Below are 16,328 nucleotides of genomic sequence, written 5' to 3'. Positions count from 1 at the left end.
TAGCGATTAGTCTTCTAATAGGCCTGCAATGGTTAATACGCCGTGGGTCGTCGCACCCGCTGACCATAAGGCATCCCCCGTATCTGAAAACGCCGAAGCTAAATCGATATGCAACCAGTTGGCTTCTGGTGCAACGAAGCGCCATAAGAAACCAGCAGCATTTGATGCACCGCCCGCTCCGCCGCCTTTCATGGGACGACTATTTGCGGTATCAGCGTATGCACTTGGGCAATTATCTTTATGCCAAGGGTCTAGCGGCAGTGGCCATACACGTTCCCCCACAGCCAATGCTTTTTGCTGTGCCAATGCTAGCACTTCAGCCTTTGGTGAGAAAATCGCATTATAGTTAGTGCCTACCGCCATAACCGCGGCGCCTGTAAGTGTCGCGGCGTCGATGATCAACGGTGCCCCGGTTTCAGATGCCGCTTGTAAACCATCGGCTAACACTAGACGACCTTCGGCATCGGTGTTAACCACTTCTACAGTGACACCATTTTTATATTTAAGAATATCTCCGAGCTTGTAAGCGTGGCCACTAATCAAGTTTTCTGCGCAGCATAAAAACAGCTTTACACGTTTATTGAGACCAGACTTCATCGCAAGACCTAGCGCCGCCGTCACGGTTGCAGCGCCACCCATGTCGCACTTCATGCCCAGCATACCTTCTGAGCCTTTAATGCTATAACCGCCTGAGTCAAAGGTGATCCCTTTACCAACAAGGGCAACGGAGACTGCGGCATCAGAGCCTAACGGATTAAAATCTAGCTCTAGCAATGCCGGTGGACGCTCACTGCCACGCCCAACCGCATGAATACCAATCCACTTTTTCTCTAATAGCGCTTCGCCTTCAATAATCCGGTAGCTAACCTTGTCACCACCGATAGCGCTTAGCCACTTTGCCGCTTGAGTCGCTAGTGCCACTGGCGATAAGTTTTCAGGAGTTTCATTAATGAGATGGCGCGCAAAAGTGGCACTTTCCAGGCGGCTGGTTAGCAAGGCCTGAGTAGCGTCATCACCCGTCCAGTGAATAACAGGAGTGGTCAGTGCGGTGGCAAACCCTTGGGCAAATGCCCATTGCAGATCTAAGCTCCATAACTCACCAGTAAGGGCAACCTTAGTCACCCCTTGAAGCTCTAACTTACGCGCCGCCTGCTGTACATGCAGCAGGACGTCTCCCTCTATTAAATGAATAGAAGCGACATCCCCTTGAAAAGTCACATCGGCTTTCCCCCAATGGGCGGCAGCGGCTTCGTGAGTCAGGGTGACTTTCATTAAATCTGTCATTCTAGGTCCTTATTATATCAATCTATGTTCCGATAACTGCAGCTATGTTGCTTGAGTTATCGTCAATTAGCCTATTTTTAGTGCAAGCAGTCTACTGGATCCTTACCGATTTCTAAAGACTAGAGAGATAACAAGCACTGATAACAAGTGGCACTATATAAAGACAGATAAAAGCCGCTAGGTTTTGCTGCACAAAACCACAGCAATTCGCCGCCAACTGAAGCTGAAACTCTGTTAACCTACCGCAAAACAAATCAAATAAAGATGACTTTATGGAATTTAGTTCCGCTTTCGAAAGTGGTGTGCTGCTGCAACGCTATAAGCGCTTTTTAACTGATATCACGCTAGATAATGGTGAAGAGGTGACGATTCACTGCCCTAATACAGGCTCGATGAGAAACTGCTTATTTGTTGGTGAGAAAGTCTGGTTCTCGGTGTCTGATAATCCTAAGCGCAAATATAGCCGTACCTGGGAGCTAGCCCAGACGCCAGAGGGCCACATCATAGGGATCAATACCGGCCGTGCCAATGCGCTAGCAGAAGAAGCCATTAACAACGGCATCATCACCGAACTGCAAGGCTATGGCTCACTGCGCCGAGAAGTAAAATATGGCAGCGAAAATAGCCGTATCGACATTCTGCTCGAAGACGCTGATAAAGCTAACTGCTATATAGAAGTCAAAAGTTGTACCTTATTAGAACAGGGGCTGGGATACTTCCCCGATGCGGTAACCACTCGTGGACAAAAACATCTAAGGGAACTGATGGAAATGGTCGAGCAAGGACAACGTGCAGTCCTGCTATTTGTTGTTCAGCATTCGGGCATAAATTGTGTGCAAGCTGCCGCACATATTGATCCAAGTTATGCAGCACTCCTTAGCGAGGCTCATGCAAAAGGTGTAGAGATTATCGCCTATAAAGCCGACTCATCGCCTATAGAGGCACGCTTGGTTAAATCCTGCCCAGTTAGGCTTTAAATCAAAAGATAGGGTTGAAATTGTTCTTAATAGCGGACATAGTCAAAGAATAGACCCCGATTAACACAAATTATTTGCCTAGTATAAAGCTTTCTGGTATAGATAGCGGCCGTTATTAAAGACGCCCTACAACGCAAATGATTAACAGGAGATGCGTTATGCCTCAAGGCACTAGAAAACTTGGCGTGCTCGCTATCGCAGGTGTAGATCCTTACCAGGAAAAACCAGGTGAGGAGTACATGAACGAGGCTCAATTGGGTCACTTTAAGAAGATTCTTGAAGCATGGCGTAACCAATTGCGCGAAGAAGTTGATCGTACCCTTAATCACATGCAAGACGAAGCTGCTAATTTCCCAGATCCTGTCGACCGTGCAGCTCAGGAAGAAGAGTTCAGCTTAGAGTTACGCGCTCGTGATAGAGAACGTAAGCTAATTAAGAAGATCGAAAAGACAATGCAACATATCGAAGAAGACGATTTTGGCTTCTGCGAATCTTGTGGTATCGAAATCGGTATTCGTCGATTAGAAGCACGTCCAACAGCCGATCAGTGTATTGACTGTAAAACGCTTGCTGAGATCAAAGAAAAGCAAATGGCAGGTTAATTTCTGCCTAAAGTGCGGAGCTTAGGCTCCGCTCTTTTGTTTTATTATCAGTAAATGGTTAATACGACTCCCTATATAGGCCGCTTTGCGCCTTCCCCATCTGGTCCTCTTCATTTTGGTTCATTGGTTGCTGCCCTCGGCAGTTTTTTGCGTGCCCGCTCCATGGGCGGAAAATGGTTGGTTCGTATCGAAGATATCGACCCGCCACGAGAGATCGCAGGCGCAAGCAGTGCTATTTTGAAAACCCTTGAAGCCTATGGCTTAGAGTGGGATGACAGCGTGCTCTATCAGAGCCAACGCCTTGACGTATATCAGGCTAAAATTGATCAGTTACTATCTGATAACCAAGCTTATTATTGTCAATGTACGCGCAAACAGATCCAGACCATGGGCGGAAGCTACGATGGCCGATGTGGCGCACTATTACAGCCACTGACCCAAGGCGCAATTAGAGTTCGTAACCCGCACGCAATCGATCATTTTGTCGACCTGCATATGGGACGAGTATCTGTAGATAAAGGCTTTGCTGCAGAAGACTTTATTATCAAGCGTAGCGATGGGTTATATGCTTATCAGCTCGCTGTCGTGCTCGATGATATTCATCAGCAAATTAGCGAAGTGGTAAGAGGATGCGATCTGCTTGAGCCAACTTGTCGTCAAGAAAGCTTATATCAAATCCTAAAAGCACCCGTGCCCAAGTGGCTACACTTGCCATTGGCCTGTGCAGAAAAAGGCAGAAAACTGTCTAAGCAAAACCATGCGGCTGCAATCGATAATTGTCACCCGCAAGCCAGTATTAATGCGGCCTTAACTTTCTTAGGCCAACGTTCGGTGACTATGGAGTCTCATGTCAGTAAGATGATTGAACAGGCCGTGAGTCAATTTGATTTGACCAAGGTGCCAAAACAATCGGAAATACTGCTTGATACGTGAGATCAATCGTATACTCATTAAGCTTTAATTGAGTTATCATAGCCCACTTGTTTTTACCCAAATTAAGATCCAAATCAGAGGTGTCCCATTTTTCGCCGTATTAGCCAATTCTGTAAACAGCTATTTGAAGATACTCCAAAAGCTGAAGAAAACACGCAGACAGGTCTTAGTTTAGAGGTCGTGCCTAGAAATGCGCACGCTATTTCTCGCAGACAGATCAGTGACAATGCGATCAAAGTACTCTATAGACTGCACAAGTCAGGCTTCAAAGCCTACTTGGTAGGCGGTGGTGTACGCGATATTTTATTGGGCTTACAACCGAAAGACTTCGACGTTGTTACCAATGCCACCCCTGAAGAGATTAAACGACTATTCCGTAACTGCCGTTTAGTTGGTCGTCGCTTCCGCCTCGCTCATATCGTTTTTGGGCGCGATGTGATTGAAGTTGCGACTTTACGCGGCCATCACGTAGATAGCGAAGAGAAGATCTCTAAGACCAATGAGTCTGGCCGTCTATTGCGCGACAACGTCTACGGCAGTATCGATGAAGACGCCGAGCGTCGTGACTTTACCGTTAACGCCCTATATTACGACATCAGTGATTTCTCTATTCATAGCTACGGCGGTGGGTTACAAGATCTAGAGTCTCGTACAATCCGTTTAATTGGCGACCCAGAGACTCGCTATCGTGAAGATCCTGTGCGTATGCTACGTGCAGTGCGTTTCGCGACTAAGCTGGATATGACCATTGAAGCGAATGCCGCAAAACCGATTAAAGGTTTAGCGCGATTGCTTAAAGATATTCCTGCTGCTCGTATGTATGAAGAAGTACTGAAGCTGTTTTTCGCCGGGAAAGCACTTGAAAACTTCCATATGATGCGCGAGTTTGGACTATTTGAACCGCTATTCCCTCAGGTTGAAGCACTGTTAAAAGAATATCCAAGCGGTGAAACCGCTAAGTTATTGCAAGAGATGATGACAAGTACCGATGAGCGCGTCGCACAAGACAAGCCGGTTACCCCAGCATTTTTCTATGCAGCGCTGCTTTGGTACCCACTAAGTCAGCGTGCTGACGATATCGCCCTAGAAAGCGGTCTATCAACCTATGACGCTTACACTGCGGCCATGGGTGATGTCATGGAGCAGCAATGCCGCACCATTAGCATACCGCGCCGCTTTAGCACTGTGACCAAAGATATTTGGCAGCTACAACTTAGGTTCGAACGTAACAAGGGCACCAAGGCATTTAGATTCATTGAGCATCCTAAGTTTAGAGCCGCTTATGATCTACTCTTGCTACGTGGCCATGCCGAAGGTGGTGCTACCGCGAAGAATGCCGCATGGTGGAAGAGCTTTGTTGAAGGCAATGAAGATCAGCGTAATGTGATTGCACGCTCAGCCAATAAAGGGGGTCGTAACCGTAACACTAATCAACGTCGACGCCGCAAGCCTAGCACCAAACCTGCAGAATAATGGCTCAAGTCTACGTTGCGTTAGGCGCAAACTTAGCCGATCCGATAAGCCAGCTCAATAGCGCTTGTGAAGCCTTATTGAGCTTGGCAACTGTGGACTCACTTGCCACCTCCCCCTATTATCGTTCAGCCCCCATGGGCGATGTCGAGCAACCTGATTACGTCAATGCTGTCGTGGGATTTCAAACCATGCTCGCGCCTATCGAGCTACTCGATGCATTACAAGCTATTGAAAACCAGCAAGGCCGCTTAAGAGAGCTACGCTGGGGTCCAAGAACACTCGATTTAGACCTATTACTTTACGACGATCAATCTATCGATACTCCTCGTTTAGTCGTGCCTCACTATGGCATGCGTGAACGCAGCTTTGTACTGGTGCCTCTGAGTGATATCGCTCCAGAGCTCATCTTGCCAGACAAAACGCCATTATCGAGTCTCGTCAATAAGTCATTGAAAGCAGAGTTAGTATTGGCACAAGCGCCAACTGTGAAATAAGTGACATTCAGCCAATGTTGTTTTCTGCTAGTATGGCCAGTATCCGTTTAAAAAAACATTCGACACCGAGAACATTGAAGTTGAGCCTTTATTGGCATATAACAACGTCACAAATTGGGTTTTAAAATTACCATTATGTCCAAAATTACAAGTTCTACACTGCGTACCTTTAAGCAAGAAGGTAAGAAATTCACTGCATTAACGGCCTATGATGCCAGCTTTGCCAGCGCGTTCGATAGCGAAGGTATTGACGTGTTATTAGTCGGTGACTCAATGGGAATGGTACTACAAGGACATAGCGACACTCTGCCGGTCACGGTTGACGATATTGCCTACCATACCCGTTGTGTACGTCGTGGTATTGAGCATTCACTGTTGATCGCCGATATGCCATTTATGAGCTATGCCACACCAGAGCAGACCATGGTTAACGCCACCACGCTAATGCAAGCAGGCGCAAGCATGGTCAAGGTTGAGGGCGGACATTGGCTACTAGAAAGTGTCGCCATGCTGACTGAACGCGGTATTCCTGTCTGTGCCCATTTAGGCCTAACGCCACAATCTGTTCATGTTTTTGGTGGCTTTAAGGTACAGGGTCGTGACGCCGATAATGCACAGCGCATCCTTGATGAAGCTAAGGCGTTAGAAGCCGCGGGAGCACAACTACTGGTAGTTGAATGCATACCCGCATCGTTAGCAAAAGCGATTACCCAAGCCCTCACGATACCTGTTATCGGTATTGGCGCAGGTAAAGACACCGATGGTCAGATCTTAGTGATGCACGATGTGCTTGGGATCTCCAGCGGCTATATTCCCCGTTTTTCTAAAAACTACCTCAAGCAGACTGGCGAAATCCGTGCAGCCGTTCGTGCCTATATTGACGAAGTGGCTCAAGGTGTTTTCCCAGGCGATGAGCATACCTTCAACTAATGATATGCTCTCGATCCCCTGATTGAGAGCGCACTTTCAAATTAGTGTTAGAGCAATAAAATCATGATCACGACTCAATCTATTTCTGATATCCGTGCCCAAGTTAAAGCATGGCGTCAAAAAGGCGAAACCGTTGCATTTGTGCCGACGATGGGCAACCTGCACTTAGGCCATATCACTCTAGTCAAAGAAGCTAAAACACGTGCCGACCATGTAGTTGCTTCTATCTTTGTTAATCCGATGCAATTTGGTCAAAACGAAGATCTCGATGCCTACCCAAGAACCTTAGCCGAGGATCAGGCCGCATTGACTGCTGCGGGCGCCGAACTACTGTTCACCCCAACACCTGAGATCATCTATCCAAAAGGCATGGATGCACAAACCTATGTTGAAGTGCCGAGTATTTCAGATCTGCTTTGTGGTGCTAGCCGTCCTGGACACTTTAGAGGAGTGGCAACCGTCGTCTGTAAACTGTTCAACATAGTACAGCCAGATATTGCGGTATTCGGACAAAAAGACTTTCAGCAATTATTGGTGATACGGACCATGGTGGACGACTTGTCTATGCCAATTGAGATTGTCGGTGTTGATACCATACGCGAAGCCTCGGGTCTTGCCATGAGTTCACGCAATGGTTATCTCAGCGCGGAGCAAAAAGATCAGGCTTCGCAGATAAAGCGCAGTTTAGACAAGATGGCCGAGTCGCTCAAAGCTGGCTTAGCGTTCAAGGATATTATCACTCAGGCGCAAACAGAGTTAGCCGAGGCAGGCTTTAGAAATGATTATCTAGAGATTAGAAATGCCAATAACTTCGCTATCGCAGACGCTGGTGATGTTAAGTTGGTCATTTTAGTTGCCGCCTACATGGGCTCGACTCGACTTATCGACAACCAAGTCGTTACGCTCAACGCCTAAACGACAACGACTCCACTCGACTCTACTCTACTCTACTCTACTCATAGAAACAAAAAAACGGTATAACCTAGAGTGTTAAGCCGTTTTTTTATCGCTCCATCATAACTCTCAATTTGCCATCAAAAAACTGGTGTTATTATGTTACTTACGCCATAGTATGCGTACTGTTAAAATTGTGGAACTATTGTTAATTTAAAGCGATAACCTCAAAATTGGCATAGCTTGTACCTGTCATTAACTAAGCACCAAGCTCGATAAGGATATTTAGCCGGATGGCGAGAGTTATTTTCACACTGGTTTGCCTTATGCTAACAGGCACAGCACAGGCAAATAGTATTTTTAAGTGCATAAAAGACGATAAAATCGTCTTTAGTCAGCTGTCATGTCCAAAAGAATTCCGCCAGCATAAAATCGAGTACCAACTGGGGATCACTACCGAAATCGATTCAGATAAACGCATTAAAACCCTAGATCCGCTGCAAGCTTTACTCAACAAGAAAACTATCTCTAAAGAACGTTTACTCCAACTGCTGGATAGTGAAGTGTATCGCCTACGCCAAGAAAATAGTTACTACGAAATACTCAGAGCGAGTGAGTTACAGAAACTTGAACGCAATCGTTATTGGCAGAAGAAAGAGACTGACGATCCTGAGTATATTGAATCGCTTAAAGAGATGAACCAACACTTCGACAATCTTATCGCCAATAATACCAAGGTTATAAATTTATTAGGCGATCACAAACAACAAATTGAACAGGAATCCCCCTCTATTCAATTGATAAGTCGCTAGCCACAGCTTATGAGTTGCTCTAGCCTTTGATAGCTGCAACTCCTTCAGCTAAATCCGCCTGAAATATTTAATAGTCTGCCCAAAACAGTCTATGGCTTGAACACACGCAGATGCAATGGGTATAAGCCTATTTAAGCGACACATAAAAAAACCAACAGCAAGCTGTTGGTTTCTAGAGAAGAAATAATTACGAAATAAAGCTAGCTTCTAAGGCCGATACCACGAGAGATCAAGTAGTACGCCACACTCCACAGACCGACACAGAATCCCACCATCACAGCAACGGATAAAGGCACGCTAATATCGGCGTATCCTAAGAAGCCATAGCGGAATACGTTAATCATATAAACGACGGGATTTAGCGCCGACACGCCCTGCCAGAAATCGGGTAGCAGAGACAGCGAGTAGAACACACCGCCCAGATAAGTTAGCGGCGTGAGCACGAAGGTCGGTACGATACTGATATCATCGTAAGTCTTGGCAAATACCGCATTGATTAAGCCACCTAAGGCAAACAGTATCGCCGTGAGTAGCACGGTCACCATCACTAAGCCTACATGATGGATACTAATATCGACAAAGAACATTGCCACCATGGTAACGATAGCGCCCACGCATAGGCCGCGTGCGACACCGCCGCCAACATAACCTGCAATAATCACATAATGCGGTACGGGCGCCACGATCAGCTCTTCTAAATTGCGCTGAAACTTAGCGCTGAAAAATGAGGAGGCCACATTAGAGTAAGAGCTTGTGATCACCGCCATCATGATAAGACCGGGTGCGATAAACTCCATATAGGAGACGCCGCCCATATCACCGATACGCTTGCCGACCAAGTTACCGAAGATCAAAAAATACAAGGTCATAGAGATCGCAGGCGGCACTAAAGTTTGCACCCAGATACGGGTAAAACGGTTAATCTCTTTGGTTAAAATACTTTTAAAAGCCGTGAAATACAGCGCCTTCATGTTCATTTCACATCTCCGCCATGCTTACCTTTCTCAACTAGCTCAACAAACAACTCTTCCAAACGGTTTGCCTTGTTGCGCATCGATAGCACCTGAATACCTAGCTCATTAAGCTGCACAAACACGCTGTTTAAGCCCTGCTCCTTGGCAACATCCACCTCTAGCGTATGGCTATCGCTCAAGCGACACTGTACACCGCTAAGCTCAGGCACTGAGTTGAGATCATCTTTCAGATCAAGAATAAAAGTTTCCATATTCAAGCGGCTTAGCAAAGACTTCATACTGGTGCACTCCACCAGCACGCCTTTGTCGATAATGCCTATATTACGGCATAACATTTCCGCTTCTTCTAAATAATGGGTAGTAAGAATAATCGTCACGCCTTGAGCATTGAGCTCAGTAAGGAATGTCCACATTGAACGGCGCAGCTCAATATCGACACCAGCCGTTGGCTCATCAAGGATCAGCAGCTTTGGCTCATGCATCAAGGCACGGGCAATCATTAAGCGACGCTTCATGCCGCCAGAAAGCTCACGAGCTGCACTATTGCGTTTTTCCCATAAGTCGAGCTGACTTAAGTACTTTTCGGCTCTAGCAAGTGCTACATCGCGTTTTACGCCGTAATAACCAGCCTGATTGACCACAATTTGCAGTACTGTCTCAAATTGATTGAAATTGAACTCTTGCGGCACTAATCCAATACACAGCTTCGCTAGTTCTAACTCTTTATCGATATCGTGTTCGAACACCGAGACTTTGCCAGCGCTCTTTTGCACTAGTGAGCTAATCACACCTATCGTAGTCGATTTTCCTGCGCCATTAGGTCCTAAAAGTGCAAAGAAATCACCTTTATTGACCGTTAAGCTGATCCCTTTAACCGCTTCAACTCCGCCTTTATAGGTTTTCTTTAGAGAGTCGATAACGAGGGCGGCTTCTGAATTTGCCATGCTTGTTTCAATCCATTTGAGATATATAAAAACTCCCGCGATTGCGGGAGTCGATAGTCTAATTGCATCCCTAATAGCAGCGCAATCCGTTAACTTAACTAACGAGTCACTTTAAGGCCGATATTAGGGCTGAAATTTAGTCCTCTAGCGGCACAACTTTAGCGATGTACGGCAGATTACGGTACTGCTCCGCGTAGTCGATACCATAACCAACGATAAACTCGTCAGGGATAGTAAAGCCAATAAAGTCAACGGGTACATCAACTTCGCGGCGTTCAGGCTTATCCAATAGCGTACAAAGCGCTAGGCTCTTTGGCTCACGGATCATCAGCATTTCGCGTACCTTGTTCAAGGTATTGCCTGAATCAATAAGATCTTCAACGATCAGTACATCACGCCCCTGAATTTCAGACTGGACGTCTTTTAAGATTTTTACATCGCGGCTGCTACTCATCTCATTACCGTAGCTTGACACCGACATAAAATCGATCTCAACGTGACCTTTAATGCGTCTGCAAAGATCTGCCATAAAAACAACAGAACCTTTTAGCAGGCCAACCATAAGTAGGCGGTCGCTATCGGCGTAATGAGCATTGATCTGCTCTGCCAAAATATCCAATTTTTGATCGATCTCTTCAGCAGTGATCATCACTTCAGTGGTGTGTTTCATAAAACTCTCAGTAGTCGATGTCGCTAACGTTATGCTTGTCATAACCCCAACGATTCGTTAGTGCATGGTTAACGCCCAAATGGTCAAGAATTCGAGCGACCATGAAGTCTACCAGATCTTCGACCGATTTGGGATTATGATAAAAGCCTGGTGCGGCAGGCATGATGGTCACCCCGAGCTTAGAAAGCGACAACATATGCTCTAAGTGTATGGCGCTAAACGGAGTTTCTCTTGGTACCAAGATTAATTGGCCACGCTCTTTTATTACCACATCGGCGGCTCTTTCAAGCAAATTATTACTCATCCCGCTAGCAACTGCCGCTAAAGTCCCTGTGCTACATGGACAGATCACCATCTGCTTAGGTGCTGCAGAGCCAGATGCCGGTGGTGAAAACCACTCTTCTTTGCCTAATACTATCAGCTCACCAACGACGTCGCCAAACTGGGCAAGTAGCTGCGCCTTGGCTTTTTGGGGGTTAGCACTGAGTTGAAGCCCTTGCTCCGTTGCCAGCACGACCCGAGCGGCAGAAGAGATCATCAGAAATACCTGATAATCACTATTCAATAAACACTCTAGCAGCCTAAGTCCGTAGGGAGCGCCAGATGCACCTGTCCATGCCAAGCTGATTGACTTTTCTGCTTTACGATATGTCACACTCATGACTAATTATTTACCCATTTGACTGCGAAGTTTAGCAAGCAGCTTTTGATGTAATCCACCGAAACCACCATTACTCATTACAATAATAGTATCTGTGCTACAGGCTTGAGCAGCGACCTTGTCAACAATCTCGTCAATATCATACAAGACCTCAACCGGAATAGAGGCTGAACTCATAGCAGAACGCATGTCCCAGTCAATATTACCCGCTTGATATAGATAAGCATTACTGGCCAACGCTAACGAGTTAGCTAAAGTATCTTTATGCACGCCGCTTTTCATGGTGTTAGAGCGGGGCTCTAAAATCACTGTCACCTTAGCTTCGCCTACTCGAGCACGCATGCCACTCAGTGAGGTAGTAATCGCCGTTGGGTGGTGAGCAAAGTCATCATAGACTTCGATACCATTAACCGTATCGAGCAGTTCCATGCGGCGCTTAGGCGGTGCAAATTGCGTTAATGCCGCAATCGCCGCATCGGGTTTTACGCCCACATGCCTTGCTGCAGCTATCGCCATAACGGCGTTTTCAATATTGTGCTGACCGATTAACTGCCAGTCTAAAACACCTTGCGACTCACCATCGAAGAAGACTTCAAATTTGTGGCCATCTTGGGTTAGGTTCACCGCATGCCAACCCTGTGAGCTTGGTGCAAGATGATAAGTCTCTTGCTCGCTCCAGCAACCCATTTCGATCACTTGCTGCACACTGACCGCATCGGCTGGCCATATGATTTTGCCTTCTCCCGCTACGGTACGTATTACGTGATTAAACTGACGTTGAATGGCTTTTAAATCATCAAAGATATCCGCGTGATCGAACTCTAAGTTATTAATCACTAAGGTGCGCGGCTGATAGTGGACAAATTTAGAGCGTTTATCGAAAAATGCACTATCGTACTCATCGGCTTCAACGACAAAAAAGGGTGAGCCACCAAGACGAGCCGATACACCAAAGTTCTGTGGTACGCCGCCAATCAAGAAGCCGGGCTCATAGCCGCAATCTTCTAAAATCCACGCCAACATGCTCGAGGTCGATGTTTTACCATGGGTACCCGATACCGCTAACACCCAACGCTGGGGCAGAATATGCTCGGCAAGAAATTGCGGACCCGAGGTATATTTAAGGCCGCGATTTAATACCGCTTCGACGCAAGGGTTACCTCGGCTCATAGCATTACCAATCACGACCAAGTCGGGTGCGTCGTCCTCAGAGCTTCCCAGCTGAGACGGATCGAAGCCTTGAATAAGCTCAATGCCCTGCTCTTCAAGCTGAGTGCTCATCGGAGGATAAACATTGGCATCGCTGCCCGTTACCTTGTGCCCTTCTGCTCTAGCTAATAGCGCTAAGCCGCCCATGAAAGTGCCACAAATTCCTAAAATATGTACGTGCATGCCTGTCACTCTGATGAATGAAAAATCTGCCTCATTCTACCCAATTGTGACAAGCTTTGTCAGTTAACTCGCGTTTAAATCGACGCAATTACAACAGACGGGCTACGAGCTGCAGCAATAAAGCTTTAGTAAGCCGCTATGTCCGAATTTTTTCATCAGTTCCAGTTCACATTCTTTGCAAAAAGTTGATCAATTCAATGCGCCCTATCACCTTGTGAAACTCCCGCTATTTAAGCATTCATTAACATACGGTATAACCAGCTTTTAGAGGCCGACATCATGGACAGTGTCTATGTCAGCACTCTGTCAACGAGTCGCTTATCCGCTTAAAGGAACCCCGCTATGTTCTTCATACATATGCTCTTATTATTAACTGTTATTTTTGTAGGGATCCGCCATGGTGGTGTGGCCTTTGGTCTACTCGGTGGCTTAGGGGTATCGATATTAGCCTTTGTATTTGGCATTGCCCCCGGTACTCCCCCTATCAACGTGATGTTGATTATTTTAGCGGTAGTCGCTGCATCGGCGACACTAGAGGCGACGGGCGGCCTTAAATTACTGGTGCGTTATGCAGAAAAGCTGCTGCGTAAACACCCAAACCAAATCGTATTTCTCGGTCCATTGTGTACTTACTCACTCACCGTTTTGGTCGGTACCGGTCACTCTGTTTATCCTCTACTTCCGGTTATCTATGATGTTGCCTATAAGAAAGGCATTCGCCCTGAACGACCATTAGCTGTGGCGACAGTCGCCTCACAGATGGGGATTACCGCCAGCCCTATTGCAGCTGCGGCGGCTGTAGTGATTGCCACCTCAATGGAGAATAATCTCGATATCAGCTTAGTGGACGTACTCCTAGTCACGATTCCATCGACATTAATCGGTGTGTTAGTCGCGGCCACTTGGAGCCTTAATCGCGGTAAAGATCTCGATAAAGACCCAGAATTTCAAGCTCGTCTGCAAGATGAAGACTTTAGAAACAGCCTAGTTGATACCGAAATTGAATCTAGCGATGTGGCGAAATCAGACAGTACCGCCAAGAAAGGCCTAACCATTTTCCTACTGGGTATACTATCTGTGATTGCCTTAGCGATATTTAGCGACCACTTGCTACCTGAAGGCGTGAAAATGTCGGTAGCGATTCAGTTTATGATGCTATCTGTGGGTGCGGTTATCTTGCTTGCAACCAAGATAGACCCGAAAAAAATCGTCCACAGCAATGTGTTTATCGCTGGTATGACTGCGGTGATCATTATCTTCGGCATCGCTTGGCTAAGTGACACCATTATTGGTCACCACAAGGCTTACTTAATCGAGTCGGTAAGCGATATCGTCCATGCCCATCCGTGGTCATTTGCCATCGCCATGTTTACCGCCTCGGTATTCCTTAAGAGCCAAGCTGCAACCCTGACGATCATGCTACCACTTGGGTTCTCTTTAGGTATTCCAGCCCCAGTGCTTATCGGTGTCTTGCCTGCTTGTTACGCCTATTTCTTCTTCCCATTTTATCCAAGCGATCTGGCGGCCATCAGCTTTGACAGAACTGGCACCACTCATATCGGTAAGTATATAGTCAATCACAGCTTTATCATGCCGGGATTTATCGGGGTTATTACAGCAACCGTGATAGGCTATTTCATCTCTATGATGGTCAATTAGTTTCAAGTTTACCTACCGCTGATTTAGCTGCATATTACAGCTAATACGGATATGCTTTAGGCGCCCTAATGGGTGCCTTTTTTATGCTTGCCCTTTCACGATAGAGACAAATATGAGCCGACAATTTACGTTAGATGATAGCCAGTTACTCGCCGACATTATTCAGCTAAGACGCGATGTGAGAGGTAATCGCTTTCTATCAAAGCCCATCGATGATGACACTTTAGATAAACTACTCGATGCCGCACTCAACGCCCCTTCCGTTGGTTACTCTCAACCTTGGCAGTTTGTGGTGATCCGCGAAGATGCCGTTAAACGGCAAGTGCATCACTCTTTTATTGAAGAAAATGCCTCAGGTGCAAAACTGTTTAATGGTGAAAAACAGAGGCAATATCAAAACTTGAAGCTTGAGGGGATCTTGGAAGCCCCGGTCAACCTCGCGATTTTTTATCGACCTAAACCGGGTGCGGTACTGGGACAAACTAGCATGGCTGACATGGGCCGATTTAGCGTGGTATGCGCCATTCAAAATCTGTGGTTGATGGCTCGTTCACTCAATATCGGAGTCGGCTGGGTCAGCATTATCGACCCAGAGTCGGTAAAAAAGATCCTCAACGCACCTCAAGATGCCGAACTTATTGGCTACCTCTGCATAGGTTATGTTGAAGATTTTCTGGCCGAACCTGAGTTAAAAACCCTTGGATGGGAAAAACAAAAAACCAAGAGCCAAGTGATATTTAAAGAGACCTTTAATTCGTCTTGCACGGAGGGGCAAAGCGCTTGATGCGGGCAACACCAAAAAAATCATAAAAAAAAACTCTTTTTTTAAAAGGCTCCGTTTGTACTAAACAAGACAAGCAACTAATACTTATAATCAGTTTTTACTTTTGGAGTCATTATGAAATCATCAATTATCGCCGCACTTATCTCAGGCTTTATCGCTTCGACTAGCATGGTCGCCACAGCTCAGGCTGCCGATGTCGATTTTCCTAGCCTGAATACTGTAGGCAGCAGCCAACTCACCGTAGAGGCCGACATGGCTGAAGTAAATGTTGAAGTGGTGATTAAGGCCAAAACTGCACTAGAAGCCAAAACTGCGTCAGACAAAGCGGTAGCCAACTTTTTAGCACGCCTTGAAAAGTCCGGTATCGATAAAGAGCTTGTGCAAAGCGCCAATATCAACCTGCAGCCGCAGTACCACTATGAAAAAAATAAGCCTAATCAGCTTATCGGATACAGCGCTAGCCGTCGTATTACGGTCACAGTAATGGATCTAGCCAACCTCAATCGCATTCTCGACTCAGCCCTCGAGCAAGGCATCAACCGCATCAATAATATCGCCCTTAAATCGAGTAAAGAGGCGCAATATGTTGAACAGGCGAGAATGGCTGCAATTAAAGATGCCCAGCAGAAAGCTAAGATATTGGCCGAAGGCTTTGGTGAAAAGCTCGATGGGATTTGGCAGATCAGCTACTTTGAGCAGCGTCCAATTCAACCTGTGATGCTAAGAATGAACTCAGAAGCAAAAGGCTTTGACGCGGGCCAAAGTTACCAGCAAGGCCAAGTGACTATCCAAGATAGAGTCGAAGTGACCTACCGTTTGAAATAGTCTTAGGCTAATCAATCAAA

At 46.3% G+C, this 16,328-nt stretch carries 17 protein-coding genes; 11 read left to right on the top strand and 6 right to left on the bottom strand.

All coding sequences use genetic code 11. The features are described from left to right. Nucleotides 1-6: 6 nt before the first annotated feature. A complete protein-coding gene (gene pepB / locus SHAL_RS03875; RefSeq protein WP_012275885.1) occupies nt 7-1,284 on the bottom strand; it encodes an aminopeptidase PepB in 1,278 nt (425 codons plus the stop codon). 272 nt (nt 1,285-1,556) lie between these two features. Here pepB and sfsA point away from each other — a divergent pair, with 272 nt between their 5' ends. The 8 genes from sfsA (at nt 1,557) to SHAL_RS03835 (ending at nt 8,399) form a co-directional block, all read left to right on the top strand. Then, complete coding sequence (gene sfsA / locus SHAL_RS03870) at nt 1,557-2,261, top strand: DNA/RNA nuclease SfsA (protein ID WP_012275884.1); 705 nt, start codon at nt 1,557-1,559, stop codon at nt 2,259-2,261. Nucleotides 2,262-2,419: 158 nt separating this feature from the next. Next, nucleotides 2,420-2,863, top strand: coding sequence for an RNA polymerase-binding protein DksA (gene dksA, locus SHAL_RS03865; protein WP_012275883.1), 444 nt, complete (start codon nt 2,420-2,422; stop codon nt 2,861-2,863). Between the two features lie 54 nt (nt 2,864-2,917). After that, on the top strand, nt 2,918-3,796 hold the full coding sequence (gene gluQRS / locus SHAL_RS03860) for a tRNA glutamyl-Q(34) synthetase GluQRS (protein WP_012275882.1): 879 nt from the start codon (nt 2,918-2,920) through the stop codon (nt 3,794-3,796). 180 nt (nt 3,797-3,976) lie between these two features. Further along, complete coding sequence (locus SHAL_RS03855) at nt 3,977-5,269, top strand: polynucleotide adenylyltransferase PcnB (RefSeq protein WP_012275881.1); 1,293 nt, start codon at nt 3,977-3,979, stop codon at nt 5,267-5,269. Beyond that, on the top strand, nt 5,269-5,763 hold the full coding sequence (gene folK / locus SHAL_RS03850) for a 2-amino-4-hydroxy-6-hydroxymethyldihydropteridine diphosphokinase (RefSeq protein ID WP_012275880.1): 495 nt from the start codon (nt 5,269-5,271) through the stop codon (nt 5,761-5,763). Before SHAL_RS03855 ends, folK begins: the two co-directional genes overlap by 1 nt. A 135-nt stretch (nt 5,764-5,898) precedes the next feature. After that, nucleotides 5,899-6,693 (top strand): 3-methyl-2-oxobutanoate hydroxymethyltransferase, encoded by a 795-nt coding sequence (gene panB / locus SHAL_RS03845; RefSeq protein WP_012275879.1) that lies wholly within the window; start codon nt 5,899-5,901, stop codon nt 6,691-6,693. A 63-nt stretch (nt 6,694-6,756) separates the two neighbouring features. Continuing rightward, nucleotides 6,757-7,608, top strand: coding sequence for a pantoate--beta-alanine ligase (panC, locus tag SHAL_RS03840; protein WP_012275878.1), 852 nt, complete (start codon nt 6,757-6,759; stop codon nt 7,606-7,608). A gap of 272 nt (nt 7,609-7,880) precedes the next feature. After that, nucleotides 7,881-8,399, top strand: coding sequence for a hypothetical protein (locus SHAL_RS03835; RefSeq protein WP_012275877.1), 519 nt, complete (start codon nt 7,881-7,883; stop codon nt 8,397-8,399). A gap of 200 nt (nt 8,400-8,599) precedes the next feature. On the opposite strand, the gene SHAL_RS03830 is transcribed toward SHAL_RS03835, so the two are convergent. The 5 genes from SHAL_RS03830 to mpl form a co-directional block, all read right to left on the bottom strand. Further along, entirely contained in the window at nt 8,600-9,370 is a 771-nt protein-coding gene (locus SHAL_RS03830) for an ABC transporter permease (RefSeq protein WP_223296275.1), read from the bottom strand. Nucleotides 9,371-9,372: 2 nt separating this feature from the next. After that, nucleotides 9,373-10,317, bottom strand: coding sequence for an ABC transporter ATP-binding protein (locus SHAL_RS03825; protein ID WP_012275875.1), 945 nt, complete (start codon nt 10,315-10,317; stop codon nt 9,373-9,375). Nucleotides 10,318-10,453: 136 nt separating this feature from the next. Continuing rightward, the gene (hpt, locus tag SHAL_RS03820; protein ID WP_041415834.1) at nt 10,454-10,987 is read right to left on the bottom strand and encodes a hypoxanthine phosphoribosyltransferase; all 534 of its coding nucleotides are present in this window, start codon (nt 10,985-10,987) and stop codon (nt 10,454-10,456) included. Between the two features lie 7 nt (nt 10,988-10,994). Beyond that, nucleotides 10,995-11,648, bottom strand: coding sequence for a flavin prenyltransferase UbiX (locus SHAL_RS03815; protein WP_012275873.1), 654 nt, complete (start codon nt 11,646-11,648; stop codon nt 10,995-10,997). A 6-nt stretch (nt 11,649-11,654) separates the two neighbouring features. Further along, nucleotides 11,655-13,040, bottom strand: coding sequence for a UDP-N-acetylmuramate:L-alanyl-gamma-D-glutamyl-meso-diaminopimelate ligase (gene mpl / locus SHAL_RS03810; RefSeq protein WP_012275872.1), 1,386 nt, complete (start codon nt 13,038-13,040; stop codon nt 11,655-11,657). A gap of 342 nt (nt 13,041-13,382) precedes the next feature. On the opposite strand from mpl, the gene SHAL_RS03805 reads away from it, so the two are divergent. The 3 genes from SHAL_RS03805 to SHAL_RS03795 all read left to right on the top strand — a co-directional run bounded on the left by SHAL_RS03805 (nt 13,383) and on the right by SHAL_RS03795 (nt 16,308). Beyond that, on the top strand, nt 13,383-14,699 hold the full coding sequence (locus tag SHAL_RS03805; protein ID WP_012275871.1) for an anaerobic C4-dicarboxylate transporter: 1,317 nt from the start codon (nt 13,383-13,385) through the stop codon (nt 14,697-14,699). Between the two features lie 112 nt (nt 14,700-14,811). After that, nucleotides 14,812-15,483 carry a 5,6-dimethylbenzimidazole synthase gene (bluB, locus tag SHAL_RS03800; protein ID WP_012275870.1) on the top strand — a complete coding sequence of 224 codons (672 nt, stop codon included), beginning with the start codon at nt 14,812-14,814 and terminating at the stop codon, nt 15,481-15,483. 114 nt (nt 15,484-15,597) lie between these two features. Then, nucleotides 15,598-16,308, top strand: a complete 711-nt coding sequence (locus tag SHAL_RS03795; protein ID WP_012275869.1) for an oxidative stress defense protein — start codon at nt 15,598-15,600, stop codon at nt 16,306-16,308. The last annotated feature ends 20 nt before the right edge of the window (nt 16,309-16,328 follow it).

This window comes from Shewanella halifaxensis HAW-EB4, assembly GCF_000019185.1.
Taxonomy (GTDB): domain Bacteria; phylum Pseudomonadota; class Gammaproteobacteria; order Enterobacterales; family Shewanellaceae; genus Shewanella; species Shewanella halifaxensis.
The sequence above is the reverse complement of the archived record's forward strand: the minus strand, read 5'-3'. Positions and strand labels throughout refer to the sequence as shown.

Bases quoted from the DNA above. Each gene is read 5' to 3' on its own strand.
- pepB (WP_012275885.1), bottom strand. From the start codon at position 1,284: ATGACAGATTTAATGAAAGTCACCCTGACTCACGAAGCCGCTGCCGCC.
- sfsA (WP_012275884.1), top strand. From the start codon at position 1,557: ATGGAATTTAGTTCCGCTTTCGAAAGTGGTGTGCTGCTGCAACGCTAT.
- dksA (WP_012275883.1), top strand. From the start codon at position 2,420: ATGCCTCAAGGCACTAGAAAACTTGGCGTGCTCGCTATCGCAGGTGTA.
- gluQRS (WP_012275882.1), top strand. From the start codon at position 2,918: ATGGTTAATACGACTCCCTATATAGGCCGCTTTGCGCCTTCCCCATCT.
- folK (WP_012275880.1), top strand. From the start codon at position 5,269: ATGGCTCAAGTCTACGTTGCGTTAGGCGCAAACTTAGCCGATCCGATA.
- panB (WP_012275879.1), top strand. From the start codon at position 5,899: ATGTCCAAAATTACAAGTTCTACACTGCGTACCTTTAAGCAAGAAGGT.
- panC (WP_012275878.1), top strand. From the start codon at position 6,757: ATGATCACGACTCAATCTATTTCTGATATCCGTGCCCAAGTTAAAGCA.
- SHAL_RS03835 (WP_012275877.1), top strand. From the start codon at position 7,881: ATGGCGAGAGTTATTTTCACACTGGTTTGCCTTATGCTAACAGGCACA.
- SHAL_RS03830 (WP_223296275.1), bottom strand. From the start codon at position 9,370: ATGAAGGCGCTGTATTTCACGGCTTTTAAAAGTATTTTAACCAAAGAG.
- SHAL_RS03825 (WP_012275875.1), bottom strand. From the start codon at position 10,317: ATGGCAAATTCAGAAGCCGCCCTCGTTATCGACTCTCTAAAGAAAACC.
- hpt (WP_041415834.1), bottom strand. From the start codon at position 10,987: ATGAAACACACCACTGAAGTGATGATCACTGCTGAAGAGATCGATCAA.
- SHAL_RS03815 (WP_012275873.1), bottom strand. From the start codon at position 11,648: ATGAGTGTGACATATCGTAAAGCAGAAAAGTCAATCAGCTTGGCATGG.
- mpl (WP_012275872.1), bottom strand. From the start codon at position 13,040: ATGCACGTACATATTTTAGGAATTTGTGGCACTTTCATGGGCGGCTTA.
- SHAL_RS03805 (WP_012275871.1), top strand. From the start codon at position 13,383: ATGTTCTTCATACATATGCTCTTATTATTAACTGTTATTTTTGTAGGG.
- bluB (WP_012275870.1), top strand. From the start codon at position 14,812: ATGAGCCGACAATTTACGTTAGATGATAGCCAGTTACTCGCCGACATT.
- SHAL_RS03795 (WP_012275869.1), top strand. From the start codon at position 15,598: ATGAAATCATCAATTATCGCCGCACTTATCTCAGGCTTTATCGCTTCG.